Source organism: Bradyrhizobium sp. WYCCWR15520 (assembly GCF_056174665.1).
Window position 1 is genome coordinate 1 of record NZ_JBWBWM010000010.1, and the last position, 16330, is coordinate 16330.

Annotated in this window: 18 protein-coding genes; 17 read left to right on the plus strand and 1 reads right to left on the minus strand. The window is 63.1% G+C overall.

Annotated features, from left to right (window positions below; all coding sequences use genetic code 11):
* Positions 1 to 173 precede the first annotated feature (173 nt).
* Complete coding sequence (locus tag AC0QUY_RS12940; protein ID WP_475387111.1) at positions 174 to 848, plus strand: spermine/spermidine synthase domain-containing protein; 675 nt, start codon at positions 174 to 176, stop codon at positions 846 to 848.
* Between the two features lie 86 nt (positions 849 to 934).
* Here the strand turns inward: AC0QUY_RS12940 and AC0QUY_RS12945 are convergent, their stop codons facing one another.
* On the minus strand, positions 935 to 1849 hold the full coding sequence (locus tag AC0QUY_RS12945) for an alpha/beta fold hydrolase (RefSeq protein ID WP_475387112.1): 915 nt from the start codon (positions 1847 to 1849) through the stop codon (positions 935 to 937).
* 161 nt (positions 1850 to 2010) lie between these two features.
* Between AC0QUY_RS12945 and AC0QUY_RS12950 the strand changes: the two genes are divergently transcribed.
* The 16 genes from AC0QUY_RS12950 (at position 2011) to AC0QUY_RS13025 (ending at position 16198) form a co-directional block, all read left to right on the plus strand.
* Complete coding sequence (locus tag AC0QUY_RS12950; protein ID WP_475387113.1) at positions 2011 to 2391, plus strand: hypothetical protein; 381 nt, start codon at positions 2011 to 2013, stop codon at positions 2389 to 2391.
* Positions 2388 to 3470: an alpha/beta fold hydrolase gene (locus tag AC0QUY_RS12955; RefSeq protein WP_475387114.1), complete on the plus strand. Its 1083-nt coding sequence runs from the start codon at positions 2388 to 2390 to the stop codon at positions 3468 to 3470. The genes AC0QUY_RS12950 and AC0QUY_RS12955 overlap by 4 nt, the downstream gene beginning before the upstream one ends.
* Positions 3467 to 4060, plus strand: coding sequence for an N-acetyltransferase family protein (locus AC0QUY_RS12960; RefSeq protein ID WP_475387115.1), 594 nt, complete (start codon positions 3467 to 3469; stop codon positions 4058 to 4060). The genes AC0QUY_RS12955 and AC0QUY_RS12960 overlap by 4 nt, the downstream gene beginning before the upstream one ends.
* A 22-nt stretch (positions 4061 to 4082) precedes the next feature.
* Positions 4083 to 4814 carry an aspartate/glutamate racemase family protein gene (locus tag AC0QUY_RS12965; protein WP_475387116.1) on the plus strand — a complete coding sequence of 244 codons (732 nt, stop codon included), beginning with the start codon at positions 4083 to 4085 and terminating at the stop codon, positions 4812 to 4814.
* Between the two features lie 204 nt (positions 4815 to 5018).
* Entirely contained in the window at positions 5019 to 5495 is a 477-nt protein-coding gene (locus AC0QUY_RS12970; RefSeq protein WP_475387117.1) for a phasin, read from the plus strand.
* Between the two features lie 278 nt (positions 5496 to 5773).
* On the plus strand, positions 5774 to 7060 hold the full coding sequence (locus AC0QUY_RS12975; protein ID WP_475387118.1) for a DUF445 domain-containing protein: 1287 nt from the start codon (positions 5774 to 5776) through the stop codon (positions 7058 to 7060).
* 189 nt (positions 7061 to 7249) lie between these two features.
* The gene (locus AC0QUY_RS12980) at positions 7250 to 8020 is read left to right on the plus strand and encodes an esterase/lipase family protein (RefSeq protein WP_161852891.1); all 771 of its coding nucleotides are present in this window, start codon (positions 7250 to 7252) and stop codon (positions 8018 to 8020) included.
* 196 nt (positions 8021 to 8216) lie between these two features.
* Complete coding sequence (paaX, locus tag AC0QUY_RS12985) at positions 8217 to 9086, plus strand: phenylacetic acid degradation operon negative regulatory protein PaaX (RefSeq protein WP_475387119.1); 870 nt, start codon at positions 8217 to 8219, stop codon at positions 9084 to 9086.
* Positions 9087 to 9161: 75 nt separating this feature from the next.
* On the plus strand, positions 9162 to 10154 hold the full coding sequence (gene paaA, locus AC0QUY_RS12990) for a 1,2-phenylacetyl-CoA epoxidase subunit PaaA (RefSeq protein WP_475387120.1): 993 nt from the start codon (positions 9162 to 9164) through the stop codon (positions 10152 to 10154).
* An 11-nt stretch (positions 10155 to 10165) separates the two neighbouring features.
* Positions 10166 to 10453, plus strand: coding sequence for a 1,2-phenylacetyl-CoA epoxidase subunit PaaB (gene paaB / locus AC0QUY_RS12995; protein ID WP_057854047.1), 288 nt, complete (start codon positions 10166 to 10168; stop codon positions 10451 to 10453).
* A gap of 139 nt (positions 10454 to 10592) precedes the next feature.
* Positions 10593 to 11369 (plus strand): 1,2-phenylacetyl-CoA epoxidase subunit PaaC, encoded by a 777-nt coding sequence (gene paaC, locus AC0QUY_RS13000; RefSeq protein ID WP_475387121.1) that lies wholly within the window; start codon positions 10593 to 10595, stop codon positions 11367 to 11369.
* Entirely contained in the window at positions 11363 to 11866 is a 504-nt protein-coding gene (gene paaD / locus AC0QUY_RS13005; RefSeq protein ID WP_475387122.1) for a 1,2-phenylacetyl-CoA epoxidase subunit PaaD, read from the plus strand. Before paaC ends, paaD begins: the two co-directional genes overlap by 7 nt.
* Positions 11867 to 12033: 167 nt before the next feature.
* Complete coding sequence (gene paaE / locus AC0QUY_RS13010; RefSeq protein WP_475387123.1) at positions 12034 to 13113, plus strand: 1,2-phenylacetyl-CoA epoxidase subunit PaaE; 1080 nt, start codon at positions 12034 to 12036, stop codon at positions 13111 to 13113.
* A gap of 222 nt (positions 13114 to 13335) precedes the next feature.
* Positions 13336 to 13788, plus strand: a complete 453-nt coding sequence (paaI, locus tag AC0QUY_RS13015; RefSeq protein ID WP_475387124.1) for a hydroxyphenylacetyl-CoA thioesterase PaaI — start codon at positions 13336 to 13338, stop codon at positions 13786 to 13788.
* 31 nt (positions 13789 to 13819) lie between these two features.
* Positions 13820 to 15145 (plus strand): phenylacetate--CoA ligase PaaK, encoded by a 1326-nt coding sequence (paaK, locus tag AC0QUY_RS13020; protein WP_475387254.1) that lies wholly within the window; start codon positions 13820 to 13822, stop codon positions 15143 to 15145.
* Between the two features lie 33 nt (positions 15146 to 15178).
* On the plus strand, positions 15179 to 16198 hold the full coding sequence (locus AC0QUY_RS13025; protein WP_475387125.1) for a quinone oxidoreductase family protein: 1020 nt from the start codon (positions 15179 to 15181) through the stop codon (positions 16196 to 16198).
* Positions 16199 to 16330 lie beyond the last annotated feature (132 nt).

The window sequence follows — 16330 nt, forward strand, 5'->3', positions numbered from 1 at the left end:
TAACACCATCAATGTGAGGGACGACCGCCCGCCTTCCAGGCAGGTCGCGCGAAGCGCGCCACCCAACACCGCCGTAGCAAGCGCGGCTTGCCTGGAGGGTGGACCGGGGCCCGTTACCCCATCTACGGTTCATCGCGAGCCGCGGCATCGCGCAATCATGATACAAGCCGTCGATGATTCCCTGGGAAAAGATCGACACCGCCCGCATTCCCGGCACCGACGATGAACTCCGCCTGAAGCGGCGGGGCAAGGAATTCTCGATCATGCTCGGCGCCAACGAGCTGATGAACAGCCGCCTGTCCGGCTCGGAAGAGGCGCTCGCCACGCTCGCAGCAAAGAAGATCGAGAAGGTCGCCAGCCCGCATATGCTCATCGGCGGCCTCGGCATGGGCTTTACCCTGCGCGCCGCGCTCGCGGTTCTCGGCGGCAAGGCAAGGATCGAGGTGGTGGAATTGGTCCCGGCCGTCGTCGCCTGGGCGCGCGGTCCGATGGCTGAAATCTTTGGCGATAGCTTGAATGATCCGCGCGTCACCGTCCGCGAGGCTGATGTCGCCGAGATCATCCGGTCGCATCGGTCGAAATTCGACGCCATTTTGCTCGACGTCGACAATGGACCGGAGGGGCTGACCCGCAAGGGCAATGATGCGCTCTACAGCACAAGCGGATTGAACGCGGCGCGCACAGCGCTGCGGCCGGGCGGCGTGCTGGCGGTCTGGTCTTCCGGCCCCAATGCGGCGTTCACAAAACGCCTTCGCGGCGCGGGCTTTGACGTCAACGAAATCAATATCCGCGCCACCGGCAAAGGCCGCGGCGTGCGTCACATCATCTGGATTGCAAGCAAATCGTAGCCCGGGTGGAGCGCAGCGCAACCCGGGGGCGCTGCCTATGTTGCTCGAATCCCGGATTACGCTGCGCTCCATCCGGGCTACAAGTACTACGCCGCCTTCGCCGCAGCGCCATGCGCGTGCTTGTCGATCGCGTCGATGATCTGCGGCCACATCGGGATCGGCAGGGCATGACCCATGCCTTCGATCATCAGCAGCTTTGCCCCGGGGATCGAGGCTGCGGTGTCCTTGCCGCCTTCGGGCCGCACCAGCGGGTCGACGGTGCCGTGGATGACCAGCGTCGGCAACTTCACCTGAGCGAGCCGTTCCTTGCGGCTGCCGGAGGCCAGCACCGCCCGCAACTGCCGACCGACGCCGGCGGGGTTGAGACCGCGCTCATAGGTGCGTGCGGCGCGCGCCGGATCGAGCGCCTCGTCCTCAGGAAAGGAGCCGACGCGCAGCACTTTCCAGGTCTTGGCGAAGCGTTCGAAATATTCTTCCTTCGATGTTGGCGGCGGCGCCATCAGCACGGCGGCGGCCTCGCGCGTCGGCGGCGGGATCTTGGGATTGCCCGTGGTGGACATGATCGACGTCAGCGAACGTACCCGCTGCGGGAACGAGATCGCGATTTCCTGCGCGATCATGCCGCCCATCGACGCGCCGACGAGGTGCGCGGACTGGATGCCGAGCACGTCCATCAGGCCGACGGTGTCCTTGGCCATGTCGATCAGTCTGTAGGTCGAGGCCACCGGGATCTTCAGGAACCGCTGCTTCAAGAGTTCGAACGGCGTCAGCCGCTTGCCGCCAGTAAAATGTGAGGACTTGCCGATGTCGCGATTGTCAAAGCGGATGACGCGAAAGCCGCGCCCGGCGAGCTGGCGGCAGAAATCATCGTCCCAATGAATCATCTGGGCGCCGAGGCCCATGATCAGGAGCAGCGGTTCCGAAGCCGGATCGCCGAAGATCTCGTAGCAGATGTCGATGCCGTTGGCGCGGGCGATCGTTGGCGGCTGATGGGCTAGCATCGCGTGTGTCTTCCCTCAAGTGATACCGCAGTAACTATGGCATGCTTTCCCGCACCGCAGAAGGCTTGGCAGCGGTTGACCGGCCCGCCGCAACGGTGTGGTATGGGCCAAATACAAGCGAAGCGTGGCAAGCGCTCGTAACCGTCAGGGAGAGGGCGCCAATGGCCGATAAAGGCAACGATCCTGCCGTGATCTGGCAGACCATGATCGGGGAGATGGAAAAGGGGTTCAACTCCTTTGCCAACCAGGCAATGGCGTCGCCCGAGTTTTCCAAGGTCATGAACCAGGTCGGCGGCGCCACCGCGGGCGCGCAGAAGCAGCTCGGCGAGCTGATGGAAAAGTATCTCTTGGCGATGAACCTACCGAGCCGGGCGCAGATGGTCGGCATGGCCGAGCGCATCCAGGCCATCGAAGGTCAGCTCAATGAGATCAAGGCGCTGCTGCAGCAGGTGCATCATAATTCGCTCGCTCCGGAGAGCGGCTACGGCACGCCACGACCGCCGCGCACCAAGCGTCCGCCATCGGAGGGTGAGCAAAAATGAACGCTCCCACCGGTCTCGATTTCGCCTCCATCTCGGAGCGGGTCCAGTCCGAGGTGCAGCGCGCGATCCAGCGCAGCATCAAGGGCGTTGAATATTTTTCTTCGTCGGGTCTCTCGCTCGGTTCGACGCCAAAGGACATTCTCGCCGTCCGTGGCACCATGAACCTCTATCATTATCGACCGATCGCGGATGAAATCTACCGCGTGCCGATCCTGATCGTGATGGCCACCACCAACCGCGGCTACATCCTCGACATGGTGCCGGGCCAGAGCTTCATCGAGTTTCTCCTGAAGCGCGGCTACGACGTCTATATGCTGGATTGGACCGCGCCGAAGCCGGAAGAGAAAAGCCTGCGGATGGAGGACTACGTTCTCGACTTCATTCCGGATTGCGTCCGCCGCGTGCAGCAGGATTCCGGCGAACGCGACGTCACCGTGATCGGCTATTGCTTCGGCGGCGTGCTGTCGCTGCTCTATGGCTCGATCTTCAATGAAGGGCCGATGAAGAACCTGATCTGCTTCACCACGCCGATCGATTTCCGCGAGATGAAGCTGTTCCAGAATTTCTCCGACCGCCGCTATTTCGACGTCGACCGCCTCGTCGACAGCGTCGGCAACGTGCCGCCGGAAATGATCCTGTCCTCGTTCGAGATGCTGCGGCCGGCCTCGCGCACCGTCAGCCAGGTGCAATTGTGGGAAAACATCTGGAACGACGAGTTCGTGAAATCCTACCGGATGTTCGACCGCTGGGCGACCGATACGCTGCCGCTGGCCGGAGAGTATTTCCGCGACATCACCAAGAACCTGATGTGGGACAACAAGCTCTATAACGACACCATGTCGGTCGGCGGCCGCGCCGCGGATCTTTCCAAGATCACGGTGCCGATCCTGCATGCGGTCGCCGAGCACGATCACATCGTGCCCTATGACGCCGCAAAGCACCTGATCGCCAAGGTCGGCTCGACCGACAAGGAAGAGGTGATGCTGAAGGGCGGCCACGTCAGCCTCGTCGCCGGCGCCAACGCCATCAAACGGCTGTGGCCGAAACTGGATTCCTGGCTAGGTAAGAGATCAACATGAGCGAGACACGTTCCTATCCCCGCCACGTCAAGACCGACGCCGGCGACATCGAATTTCGCCTGATGTCGCGCGCCGACGAGCCCGCGGTGCTGGCGTTTGCACAACAGCTGCCGACGCATGATCTGCTGTTCCTGCCGCGCAATATCAGCCAGCCCAAAGTGCTGTCGGCCTGGGTCAACGAGATCGAACGCGGCGCCATCGTCAGCCTGCTCGCGGTGAAGGGCGGGATGGTGGTCGGCTGCGGCACCCTAGTGCGGGACCCGCATTCCTGGTCGCCGCATGTCGGCGAGATCCGGATGGTGGTCTCGCTGGATGTCCGCGGGCAGGGGGTTGGCCGGGCGCTGTCGCAGGAGACCTTTGCGCTCGCTTTGGGCGCCGGCATGGAGAAGCTGTCGGTCCAGATGACGGTCGACCAGCAGGCGGCGATCACGCTGTTCGAAAGCCTGGGCTTCAAGGCCGAGGCCCTGCTGCGGGACCACGTCCGGGACGTCGACGGCAAGAAGCACGACATCGTCGTGCTCGGGCACAATGTGGCGCAGGTCCGGGCGCAGCTCGAGGCGTATGGGGTCCCCGGGGCGGTGCAGCACTAGGGTTTGGGGGCTTAGGGCCGAGATGAGCGAGCAAGCCGTTATCGGCCTGATCGGCGGCATGAGCTGGGAAAGCTCCGTCGAATACTACCGGATCATCAATCGCGAGGTTCGCAACCGGCTCGGCGGAGTCCACTCCGCGCGCAGCCTGATGTGGTCGGTCGATTTCGGCGAGATCGAGCGCCTCCAGCACCGCGGCGATTGGGATGAACTGACGAAGAGAATGCAGGATGCCGCGCTCCGATTGCAGCGCGGCGGCGCCGATTTTGTCGTGCTGTGTACCAACACCATGCATCTGATGGCGGACGAAATAGCAGCGGCCGTCGATATTCCGCTGCTCCATATCGCCGATCCCACCGCCGACAAGATCAAGGCCGCGGGATTCCGCAAGGTCGGCTTGCTTGCCACGGCATTCACGATGGAGAAGGATTTCTACAAGGGACGGCTAGAGAGGGCCTTCGGCCTCGACGTGTTGGTGCCGGATGCCGATGACCGGCGGGCAGTTCATGAGATCATCTATAAGGAATTGGTGGCAGGCGAGGTCCGACCGGAATCGCGAAGGGTCTACCGCGAGGTCATCGCGCGGCTGATTGCACGGGGCGCGGAGGCGATCATTCTGGGCTGTACCGAGATCATGCTGCTGGTCTCGACGGAGGACAGTTCGGTGCCCTTGTTCGACACCACGACGATCCATGCGCTTGCGGCGGTGGACCGCGCCTTGGCCCCTCGGCCTCCGGCCCGGCTATCCGCCCGCTAAGGCGGCCTGCCGAAAACGGCGGCAGCGCCGAGGCCCGTGTCCTGGACAAACTGCCCGGCCTTTAGGCTGATTCACGATCTCGTGATATCGCGCTGCAACATTAATGTTGCGTCGCACCATTAACTATGGCATAACACTCGTGCCCCGGGCCAATCCGGACGGGGTGAGCCCCGTTGCTCAAACCTGAGGATGGAGAGACCCCCAATGACCACCGATACCAATTCCGTGCTGAACACCGTCAAGGAAGCCTTCGCGCCCGTTACCGAAGCGTTCACCAAGCTCCAGAACCTGGAAGTTCCGGAAGCCGCCCGTGAGTTCGTGAAGAAGCAGGCCGAGACCGCGAAGGTTCGTGCTGCCGACTTCCATGCCGGTTCCGAGAAGGTCACCGCCGCGATCGAGACCGCTGTTGCCGGTTCGGTCACGGAGGCCGCCAAGATCAGCCGCAACATTCAGCAAGCGCTGTACCAGGACGCGGAAGCGTTCTTCGCCGGCATCGACAAGCTCGCTTCGGCCAAGTCGCTGAGCGAAGCCGCCCAGATCCAGTCGGACCTGGTCCGTGCGCGCGGCGAAGTGCTCGTCTCGCGGGCGAAGGCCTCCACCGAGTATCTCGGCAAGCTCGTCGCCGACGGTGCCAAGACCGCGCAGGACAATTTCTCCAAGGTCTATTCCCAGACCGCCTGATCGCGATCGCCTGACAACTGCCCAATTCGAAGGCCCGCTTAAGCGGGCCTTCTTTTTGTCGGGCGTCGGCATAGATCAATGTTGCATCCTCCTCCGTCATTGCCTGCGACGAACGCGAAGCGTTTGCGCAAGGGAGCGAAGCGGACGGACTGTCCGCTGAAGCTCCGCGAGAAGGCGGAAGCAATCTACCTTTCCGCCCGCGGTGAGATGGATTGCTTCGCTGCGCTCGCAATGACGGAGTAGGCTGACGCAGGCGCGAATCTCATTCGAAAGCCGTCATGACGCTTCCCGCCACGTTCGTCATCGACACGCCCGGCGACGCCGCCCGCGCCGCCGAGCTGCGGCGCGTGAAGTTGCTGGCGACGGGGGTGCTTGCGGCGACGTTTGTCGTTTTCCTTGGCGCGAAGGCGTTGGTGCCGATGCATCCGGCCTTCGGCTTTATCGCCGCCTTTGCCGAGGCTGCGACCATCGGCGGTCTCGCTGACTGGTACGCCGTGGTGGCGCTGTTCAAGCGGCCATTGGGTCTGCCGATCCCGCACACGGCGATCATCCAGAGCAACCAGCACCGCATCGCCGACAAGCTCGGTGAATTCATCGAGCAGCATTTTCTGGAGGCCGCGCCCGTCGAAGCCAAGCTGCGGCAGATCGATTTCGGCTCGTTCATCGCCGACTGGCTGCGCGACCGCAAGCGCAGCGAGGATCTCGCGCGCTTCGCGCTGCGGCTGCTGCCGGAAGCGTTCGCGGCGACGGAGAATTCCGGGCTGGTGACCTTCGTCAGCCGCCGCATCACCGCGCAATTGATGGCGATCGATCTGGCGCCGCTCGCCGCCGGAACGCTGCGCGCCTTTGTGAAGGAAGGCCGTCATCGGGGCCTGCTCGATGATCTCCTGCGCGGGGTGCATGAGACGATGACGCAGGCCGAGACGATGGCGATGATCCGCGAGAAGATCCGCGCCGAACTGCCGACGCTTTTAAAACTCTATCGCGCCGACAAGTTTCTGGTGAACAAGATCGTGGCTTCTGCCACCGCCTTCTTCGAGGAAGTGCGCAACGATCCCGCTCATCCGTTCCGCGGCGAGTTCGATCGGATGGTGCTGACCTTCGTCGATCGGCTCGGTACCGATCCTGTTTATGCCGAGCGCATCCAGGGCCTGAAGCGCGATCTGCTGGCGCGTCCCGAACTGACCAGCCTTGCGCGCCACATTTGGGAGAATACGCGATCGTTCTTCGAGCGCAGCGCGTCAGGCGAGACGCAGGTGCTGGAGCAATATCTCGTGCGCATGTTCGTAACAGCCGGCGAGGCCTTGGCCGGCGATGTCGAACTGCGTGCCGAAATCAACCAGGGTCTCGTTGCGGTGATGCGCACCGTGGTCGCCGAACAGAAGAGCGGCGTCTCCACCTTCATCTCCGATCAGGTGAAATCCTGGGACATGGGGCAGTTGATCTCGCTGATCGAGATCAATATCGGCCGCGACCTGCAATACATCCGCTTCAACGGCTCGCTGATCGGCGGGCTTGCAGGACTGGCGCTCTACACCCTCGAATACCTGCTTCGGTTGCTGTGACTAATTCATCACGACAACGCTTTTACTTGTCCCAAGTGTGATCTGGCCCGCTTGCAAGAGCAAAATCGGTTCCTTAGCTTTTTATGGAGCCATGTTGCGCTGCGGAACGATTCTGCTGCGTTTGCGTCTACTTAACTGAACCAGTGGCCGGCTGCCGCGACGTAAGGGGCCGACCCGAGAGGAGACATAATGTCCGTTGCTGCACAGACGCTTTCGCCGCCGTCCAGAACCCTGATGTTTCTGGAGGGGCGAGCGATTTCCGAATTAGGTGCGTTTCTTGGTGCATTGCCGCTCCTGAGTCTCGCGCCGCGCGGCGATGGTCATCCGGTGCTGGTGTTGCCCGGGCTTGTTGCATCCGACACCTCGACACGTCCGCTGCGCAGCTTCTTGCGCAATCGCGGCTACGCCGTATCGGGCTGGCGTCAGGGCCGCAATCTCGGGCTGCGCCATGGCGTGCAGAACGCGATGGTCGATCTCGTGCAGGAGTTGAACGATACGCACGGCCGCAAGGTCTCGCTGGTCGGCTGGAGCCTCGGCGGCCTCTACGCGCGCCAGCTTGCCAAGATGATGCCGGAGCGCGTGCGCTCGGTGATTACGCTCGGCAGCCCGTTTGCGTCGGGCCCGAAGGCGACCAACGCCTGGCGCGTCTACGAGATCGCGAGCGGCCGCCGCGCCGACGAAGAGGATGCCCGTTTCGGCGGCGCGCTGTCTTCGACGCCGCCAGTGCCGACCACCGCCATCTTCAGCCGCACCGACGGCATCTGCGCCTGGCAGGGCTGCATGGAGCAGACCTCGGCGACGTCAGAGAGCATTGAGGTCGAGAGCAGCCATTGCGGCATGGGCCATCATCCGGCCGCCGTCTACGCGGTCGCCGATCGATTGGCGCAGCCGGAAGGCGAGTGGGCGCCATTCGATCGGAGCGGCTGGCGCGGCCTGGTTTATCCGAACCCGCATCGCTGAAGGCGCGAACTCCGATAGCCTCGCCGCGCGAGCGGTGAGAGGCCATCGCGAAGCGGCGGGTGAGGGGGCTGTCCGCGTATGCCCTTCTATCTCGTTTGCGGAGGCATCCCCTCATCCCGACCTTCTCCCCGCACGCGGGGAGAAGGAGAAGAGCGACCGTTGTCGCTCTCCCGCAAAACGCGCTATGCCTTGACGCATGCCGCCGCCGCTTGCCCGCATTATCCAGCAGTTGAAGCGCGAACCGTCGCGCACCGGCTCGATCGTCATCACCGTGTTCGGCGATGCCATCGTGCCGCGCGGCGGCTCGGTCTGGCTCGGCACGCTGCTGGAATTCTTCGAGCAACTCGACATCGACGCCAGCGTGGTGCGCACCGCGATGTCGCGGCTGACGGCGGACGGCTGGTTCGAGCGCAATAAAGTCGGCCGCAACAGCTTCTATCGTCTGGTGCAGAGTGGACGGCAAACTTTTGATATCGCAACGAAACACATCTACGGCCCGCCGGCCTCCGACTGGACCGGGCGGTTCGAACTGCTGCTGATCGGCAATGGCGAAGACCGCGACGCTTCGCGCGAGGCGCTGAAGAATGCAGGCTTCGGCAGTCCGCTGCCGGGCGTGTGGGTGGCGCCGTCGGGCGTGCCGGTGCCGGAAGAAGCCGCGGGCGCCATTCGCCTCGAAGTCTCCGCCGAAGACGACAGTGGCCGGCGCCTGCTCAGCGAGAGCTGGCCGCTGCATCGCACCGCGGACGCCTACCAGAAGTTCATGACAACCTTCGCGCCGTTGCGGGAGTGGATCAGCCGTGGCGAGCGGCTGACGGAAGCCGACGCCTTTACCGCGCGTGTGCTCCTGATCCACCATTACCGCCGCGTTGTGCTGCGCGACCCGCTGTTGCCGACCGCGCTGTTGCCCGCGGACTGGCCGGGCAGGGCGGCCCGGAAGCTCTGCGGCGAGATCTATCGCGCGCTGCTTCCTGCGTCCGAACAATGGCTTGACCGCCATGCCACCAACGAAAGCGGCCCCTTGCCAAAGCCCGGCGCGGAACTTTCGAAGCGCTTTGGCGATCCGTAAATATGTTACAGAATTATATTGCATATCGTAATTTATGTTATATATTGCCTCCCAACAAATACCGGGAGGTCCGCCATGTACACGCAGGCGCTCAATTCGTCCGAGGGCGAAGACCGCAACATTGAGGACGCCGAACGGGCTGCGCAGTTCCAGGCGCGCATCGACGCCGATGAGCGCATCGAGCCGAACGACTGGATGCCGGCGGCCTATCGCAAGACGCTGACGCGGCAGATCTCCCAGCACGCGCATTCCGAAATCGTCGGCATGCTTCCCGAAGGCAACTGGATCACCCGCGCGCCGTCGCTGCGCCGCAAGGCGGCGCTGCTCGCAAAAGTGCAGGACGAATGCGGCCACGGGCTCTATCTCTACGCCGCCGCCGAAACGCTCGGCACTTCGCGTGAAGAGCTGGTCGACCTGATGCTGGCGGGGAAGGCAAAATATTCCTCGATCTTCAACTATCCGACGCTGACCTGGGCCGATATCGGCACCATCGGCTGGCTGGTCGACGGCGCAGCGATCATGAACCAGATTCCGCTGTGCCGCTGCTCCTATGGTCCTTACGCGCGCGCGATGATCCGCGTCTGCAAGGAGGAATCCTTCCACCAACGCCAGGGCTTTGAGATCATGCTGACGCTGTGCCGCGGCACCGCCGAGCAGAAGGCGATGGCGCAGGACGCGCTGAACCGCTGGTGGTGGCCGGTGCTGATGATGTTCGGTCCGCCCGACCAGGTCAGCCAGCACAGCGACACCTCCACCAAGTGGAAGATCAAGCGCTTTTCCAATGACGAGCTGCGCCAGAAATTCGTCGACGCCACCGTGCCGCAGGCGCAGTTCCTGGGGCTTTCGATTCCCGATCCTGGCATGAAGCAGAATGCGAACGGAAACTGGGAATACAGCGCGATCGACTGGGAGGAGTTCAAGCAGGTGCTGGCCGGTAACGGCCCCTGCAATCGCGATCGCCTCGCGGCGCGACGCAAGGCACATGAGGACGGCGCCTGGGTACGCGAGGCTGCGATGGCCTATGCCGGGAAGCGCCGGCAGCGCGCCGCCTTGCAGGCCGCAGAGTAGGGAGACAGCTAATGGCAACGCCGAACATTCCGCTCTGGGAAGTCTTCATCCGCAGCCGCAACGGGCTGGCGCACAAGCATGTCGGCTCGCTGCACGCGACCGATGCCACGCTGGCGCTGCAGGCCGCGCGCGACATCTACACCCGTCGCGGCGAGGGCCTCTCGATCTGGGTGGTGCCGTCGAGCGCCATCACCGCCTCCGATCCGTCGGAGAAGGGCATGATGTTTGAGCCGGCGGAATCCAAGATCTACCGCCATCCGACGTTTTACGACGTGCCGGAGGAAGTCGGGCATATGTAGGTTTTTCGTCATTGCGAGCGCAGCGAAGCAATCGATCGCGCCGCAACGGAAGAATGGATTGCTTCCGCCTTCGCTCTTCGAGGTAGGGCGGACAAGTCGTCGCTTCATTTTCGCAATGACGATCTAGCAGGTGGTTGAAATGACCGTCGCCAACATCACCGTCTCCGAAACACCGCTGGTGCTCTACACCTTGCGCCGCGCCGACGATGCGCTGATCCTCGGCCATCGGCTGTCGGAATGGTGCGGTCACGCGCCGATGCTGGAAGAGGACATGGCGCTCGCCAATATGGGCCTCGATCTGCTCGGCCAGGCGCGCGAGCTCTATTCCTATGCGGCCAAGGTCGAGGGCAGGGATAACGATGAGGACAAGTTCGCCTATCTGCGCGACGTCAGGCAGTATCGCAACCTCCTCCTGCTGGAGCAGCCGAACGGCGATTTCGCGCGAACGATGGTGCGGCAATTCTTCTACGCCACCTTCGCCGATCTCTACTGGCGCGCGATGATGCGTTCCACCGATCCGACGCTAGCGGCGATCGCGGCGAAGTCGGAAAAGGAAAGCGCCTACCACGTCCGCCATTCCTCGGAATGGATCGTCCGCCTCGGCGACGGCACCGAGGAAAGCCACCGCCGCGCGCAATCGGCCATCGACGAGCTCTGGGCTTTCACCGGCGAGATGTTCGCGGTCGACGACAGCGAGCGCGGCCTGATCGACGCCGGCATCGCGATTGATCCCGCACCATTGCGCACGCAATGGCTGAAGACGATCACTGGCGTCGTCGGCGAGGCGACGCTCGCGTTACCGAAGAACGACTGGATGCAGCAGGGCGGCCGCAGCGGCCGGCACAGCGAACATCTCGGCCACCTCCTCAGCGAACTGCAATCGATGCAGCGGACCTTTCCGGAGGCAACATGGTGACGGCGGTATCAGGCGACACCGATCTGCGCCGGCGCGCCTGGGAGGCGGCTTCGCAGGTCGTCGATCCCGAAATCCCGGTGCTCACCATCGCCGATCTCGGCGTGCTGCGCGAGGTCGAGGTCCATGACGGCCGCGTCGAGGTCGCGATCACGCCGACCTATTCGGGCTGCCCCGCCATGAACATGATCGCGCTCGAAATCGAGCTGGCGCTCGAGCGCGCCGGTTTCGGGCGGCCGACCATCCGAACTGTGCTCTCACCGGCCTGGACCACCGACTGGATGAGCGAGGACGGCCGCAACAAGCTACGGGAATACGGCATCGCGCCGCCGCAAGCGTCGAATTCGCGCCGCGCGCTGTTCGGCGAGCAGCGGGTGACCTGTCCGCAGTGCGGCTCGGCAAATACCGAGCTGCTGTCCGAATTCGGCTCGACCTCATGCAAGGCACTGTGGCGCTGCAAGGCCTGCCGCGAACCGTTCGATTATTTCAAGTGTCATTGATCATGTCTTCATTCAGCGTAGACCGAGAGGGAGTGCCGTCATTGCGAGCGAAGCGAAGCAATCCATGCCTCCATGCGACGCCAGATGGATCGCTTCCGCCTTCGCTCTTCGAGCTACGGCGGACAAGTCGTCGCTTCGCTCCTCGCAATGACGCGGGGAGATAGCAGATGTCCCTTGCTCCACGCTTTCATCGTCTTGCCGTCAACGACCTCCGCCGCGAAGCCGCTGACGCCATATCGATGACATTCGTTATCCCGAAGGAACTGGAAGGCGACTACAGCTTCACGCCGGGCCAATACCTCACCCTGCGCACGACGATGGACGGCGAGGAAGTGCGCCGCTCCTATTCGATCTGCTCCGGCCCTGACGACGGTGAGCTGCGCATTGCTGTGAAGAAGGTCGATGGCGGCGCGTTCTCCAATTGGGCTGCGGACGAGTTGAAGACCGGCGACGAGCTCGATGTGATGACGCCGACCGGCCGCTTCGGCATAGCGCATGCGCCCGAGGAGTCGCGCGTCTATGTCGGCTTCGCCGCCGGAAGCGGCATCACGCCGATCCTGTCGATCGTCAAGGGCGTGCTGGCGCGCGAACCAAATAGCCGCTTCTTCCTGTTCTACGGCAACCGCTCGACAACGAGCATGCTGTTCCTTGAAGAGCTGGAGGAATTGAAAGACCGCTTCATGCAGCGGCTTTCGCTCTTCCATGTCATCTCGGGTGAAGAGCAGGATATCCCGATCCTGCACGGCCGGCTCGACGGCGAGAAGGTGCGCGTGCTGCTGCGTTCGCTGGTGCCGGCATCGAGCGTCGATCACGTCTTCATCTGCGGCCCGATGGGCATGAGCGAGGATATCGAGGCGACCTGCCGTGATATCGGCATCGCTGAGGATCGTATTCACGTCGAGCGCTTCGTCTCGGAATTCGGCGGCAAGCCGCATCCGAAGAAAGTGATCGAACTCTCGGCGCCGCCGAAGGCGATGGCGTCGTTGATTATCGACGGCAAGCGCCGCGAGGTGCCGGTCGCTGAAGGTGAGGCCATCCTCGATGCCGCGTTGCGCGCCGGCATGGATCTGCCGTTCGCATGCAAGGGCGGCATGTGCTCGACCTGCCGCGCCAAGCTGGTCGAGGGCGAGGCGCAGATGGAGCTCAATTATTCGCTGGAGCCGTGGGAACTGAAGGCAGGCTTCATCCTGACCTGCCAGGCGCGGCCCTGTTCGGACAAGGTCGTGGTGGATTACGATCACGTGTGACCACGGCGTCATTCCGGAGCGATGCGAAGCATCGAATCCGGAATCTCGAGATTCCGGGTCTGGTCCTTCGGACCATCCCGGAATGACAAACTGAGAAATAGCGGGATCGTTGACACCTCAGGTGCTTCGACCCAACATTGACTACGTAAAGAGGCCAAACAGGCCCGCAACGATACAGGGAGAGAACGTCGTGGAACCGTCTCGCAGAGCGGGCAACCCGCTATGAACGTCGCGCTTTCGCCCGACGAGATGGCCCGCGCCTGCGCGGATGCGATGTGGAAGGAAGACGACGCCAGCAAGGGCCTCGGCATGAAGATTGTCGAGGTAAAACCCGGCTTCGCGACGCTGACGATGACGGTGCAGCCGCACATGGTCAACGGCCAGCGTATTGCCCATGGCGGCTTCATCTTCCTGCTGGCCGATTCCACTTTCGCCTTTGCCTGCAACTCCCGGAATGAGCGCGCAGTCGCCGCGCAATGCGACATCGCCTTTATCCGTCCGGGCAAGCTCGGCGACGTGTTGGTCGCGACCGCGCGCGAAATCTCGCGCAACGGCCGGTCCGGAATTTACGACGTTCGTGTCACCGCCGGCGATGTGGTGATCGCCGAATTCCGCGGCCATTCCCGCACCATCGCCGGCACATGGCTGCCGGTTGCGGGCAACGAGGCCGGTTAAGCATACAGACCAAGGGGAACGCACCATGGCCATGGCAAAACCAAAATCCAGCGGAAGTGGTTATAGCGCTGAATTGGATGAGGCCGAGCGCGCCTCTCGCGACGAGATTATGGCGTTGCAAACCGGGCGCCTCGCCTGGTCACTCAAGCACGCCTATGACAATGTTGCGCATTACAGGAAAGCGTTCGATGCGGCCGGCGTGCATCCGTCCGATTTCAGAGAGCTTGCCGATCTCGCCAAATTCCCGTTCACTGTGAAGACGGATCTCCGCGACAACTACCCCTTCAACATGTTTGCGGTACCCCGCGAAAAGCTGGTTCGCGTTCATGCCTCCTCGGGCACGACAGGCAAGCCGATCGTGGTCGGCTATACGCAAGGCGATATCGACATCTGGTCGGAGGTGATGGCGCGCTCGATCCGCGCCGCCGGCGGCCGCACCGGCATGATCATCCACAATGCCTATGGCTATGGTCTCTTCACCGGCGGCCTCGGCGCGCATTACGGCGCGGAAAAGCTCGGCTGCACGGTGGTGCCGGTTTCGGGGGGCATGACCGAGCGACAGGTACAACTGATCAATGACTTCAAACCCGACATCATCACGGTGACGCCGAGCTACATGCTGGCTATTCTCGACGAGTTCAAGCGGCAGGGTCTCGACCCCAGAAAATCGTCGCTAAAATTCGGCATCTTCGGCGCCGAGCCTTGGACCAACGCGATGCGCGTCGAGATCGAGCAGGCCTTCGACATGGACGCGACCGATATTTACGGGCTGTCGGAGGTGATCGGCCCCGGCGTCGCGCAGGAATGCGTGGAGACCAAGGATGGCCTGCACATCTGGGAGGATCATTTCTACCCCGAGGTGATCGATCCCGAAACGGGGAAGGTGCTGCCGGACGGCGAGAAGGGGGAGCTGGTCTTCACCTCGCTGACCAAGCAGGGCTTTCCGATCATCCGCTACCGCACCCGCGATCTGACGCGGCTGTTGCCGGGCACCGCGCGCCCCGGCATGCGGCGCATGGAAAAGGTGACGGGACGTTCCGACGACATGATCATCCTGCGCGGCGTCAACGTCTTTCCCACCCAGATAGAGGAAGCGCTGCTGGCCACCGATTGGTGTGGCGGCCATTTCATCATCGAACTGACGCGCGAGGGGCGGATGGACGAGATGACCGTGCTCGCCGAAGCCCGCCCCGAAAGTTGGGACGGCAGCGGGATGTTGCCACACGCCGAAAAGGTCGCGCTCTTCATTAAGAACACCATCGGCATTACCGCCCGGATCAAGGCCGTCGCGCCAAACACCTTGGAGCGTTCGCTTGGCAAAGCGAAACGGGTTTACGACAAGCGGCCGAAAGAGTAACTCCTGCTGCTCAGAAGCCAGCAGGAATGCCTGATGTCATTTGCCGAGAAGCCCGATGTTCGATCTGCCAAGGTCCAGGCGCGCTGTGTCCGCCTGCCGGCGAATGCAGGCGATGCCGCGTCGCTCGCGCCGGTCATCGAGACGCACGCGCTGTCGCGCGGCGAAAATGATCTGCTCATCGAGCTGAAGGCCGCCGCCGTCAATCCATCCGACGTGAAGGCTGCGACCGGGCTGATGCCCTATGCCGTATTCCCGCGCACGCCGGGCCGCGACTATGCGGGCGTCGTGATCGACGGGCCCGAGGCGTGGATCGGACGCGAGGTGTTCGGCTCCTCCGGCGATCTCGGCATTCGCCGGGACGGCACGCATGCCACGCATCTCGTGGTCGAAGCCGACGCCGTGGTGGAGAAGCCGAAAAGCATTTCATGGGAGGAGGCCGCCGGCATCGGCGTGCCCTTTGTCACCGCCATGGAAGGCTTGCGCCGCGCCGGCATTCCGAAAGCCGGCGAGACCGTGCTGGTGATGGGCGTCAACGGCAAGGTCGGGCAGGCGGCGACGCAGATCGCGAACTGGCACGGCGCGCGGGTGATCGGTGTCGTGCGCAAGAACGAGCCGTATGAGGGCCACTCCAATTCGAAAGTTGAAGTTATCGACGCCTCCATCACCGATGTTGCGGCGCGCGTGCGTGGGCTCACGGGTGGCAAGGGTGCCGATATCGTGTTCAATACGGTCGGCGATCCATATTTCCAGGCCGCGCACCAGTCGCTGGCCTTGCGCGGACGCCAGATCCTGATCGCCGCCGTCGACCGGATCGTGCAGTTCAACATTCTGGAGTTCTATCGCGGCCAGCACACGTATGTGGGCATCGATACGCTCGGCCTGTCGTCGGTCGCGACCGGGACGGTGCTGCGTGAACTCGCTCCCGGCTTCGCCGGCGGCCACCTCAAGCCGTTCCCGATCAAACCGGCGGCGATCTATCCGCTGGAACAGGCGAAGGCTGCCTTCATCGCGGTGGCCGGCTCGTCGCGGGACCGGGTGATCCTGCGACCTTGAAGTCAGGCATTCGCCGGAAGCGCGGGATTCCGCCATTTTTTCATGGGGAACAAATCTGCCGTTCTACAATCGCATGCAGCGATTTTGTTCTGCTGTCGGCGATTCCGGCGATCAATTCATTCTCCGGGTCGT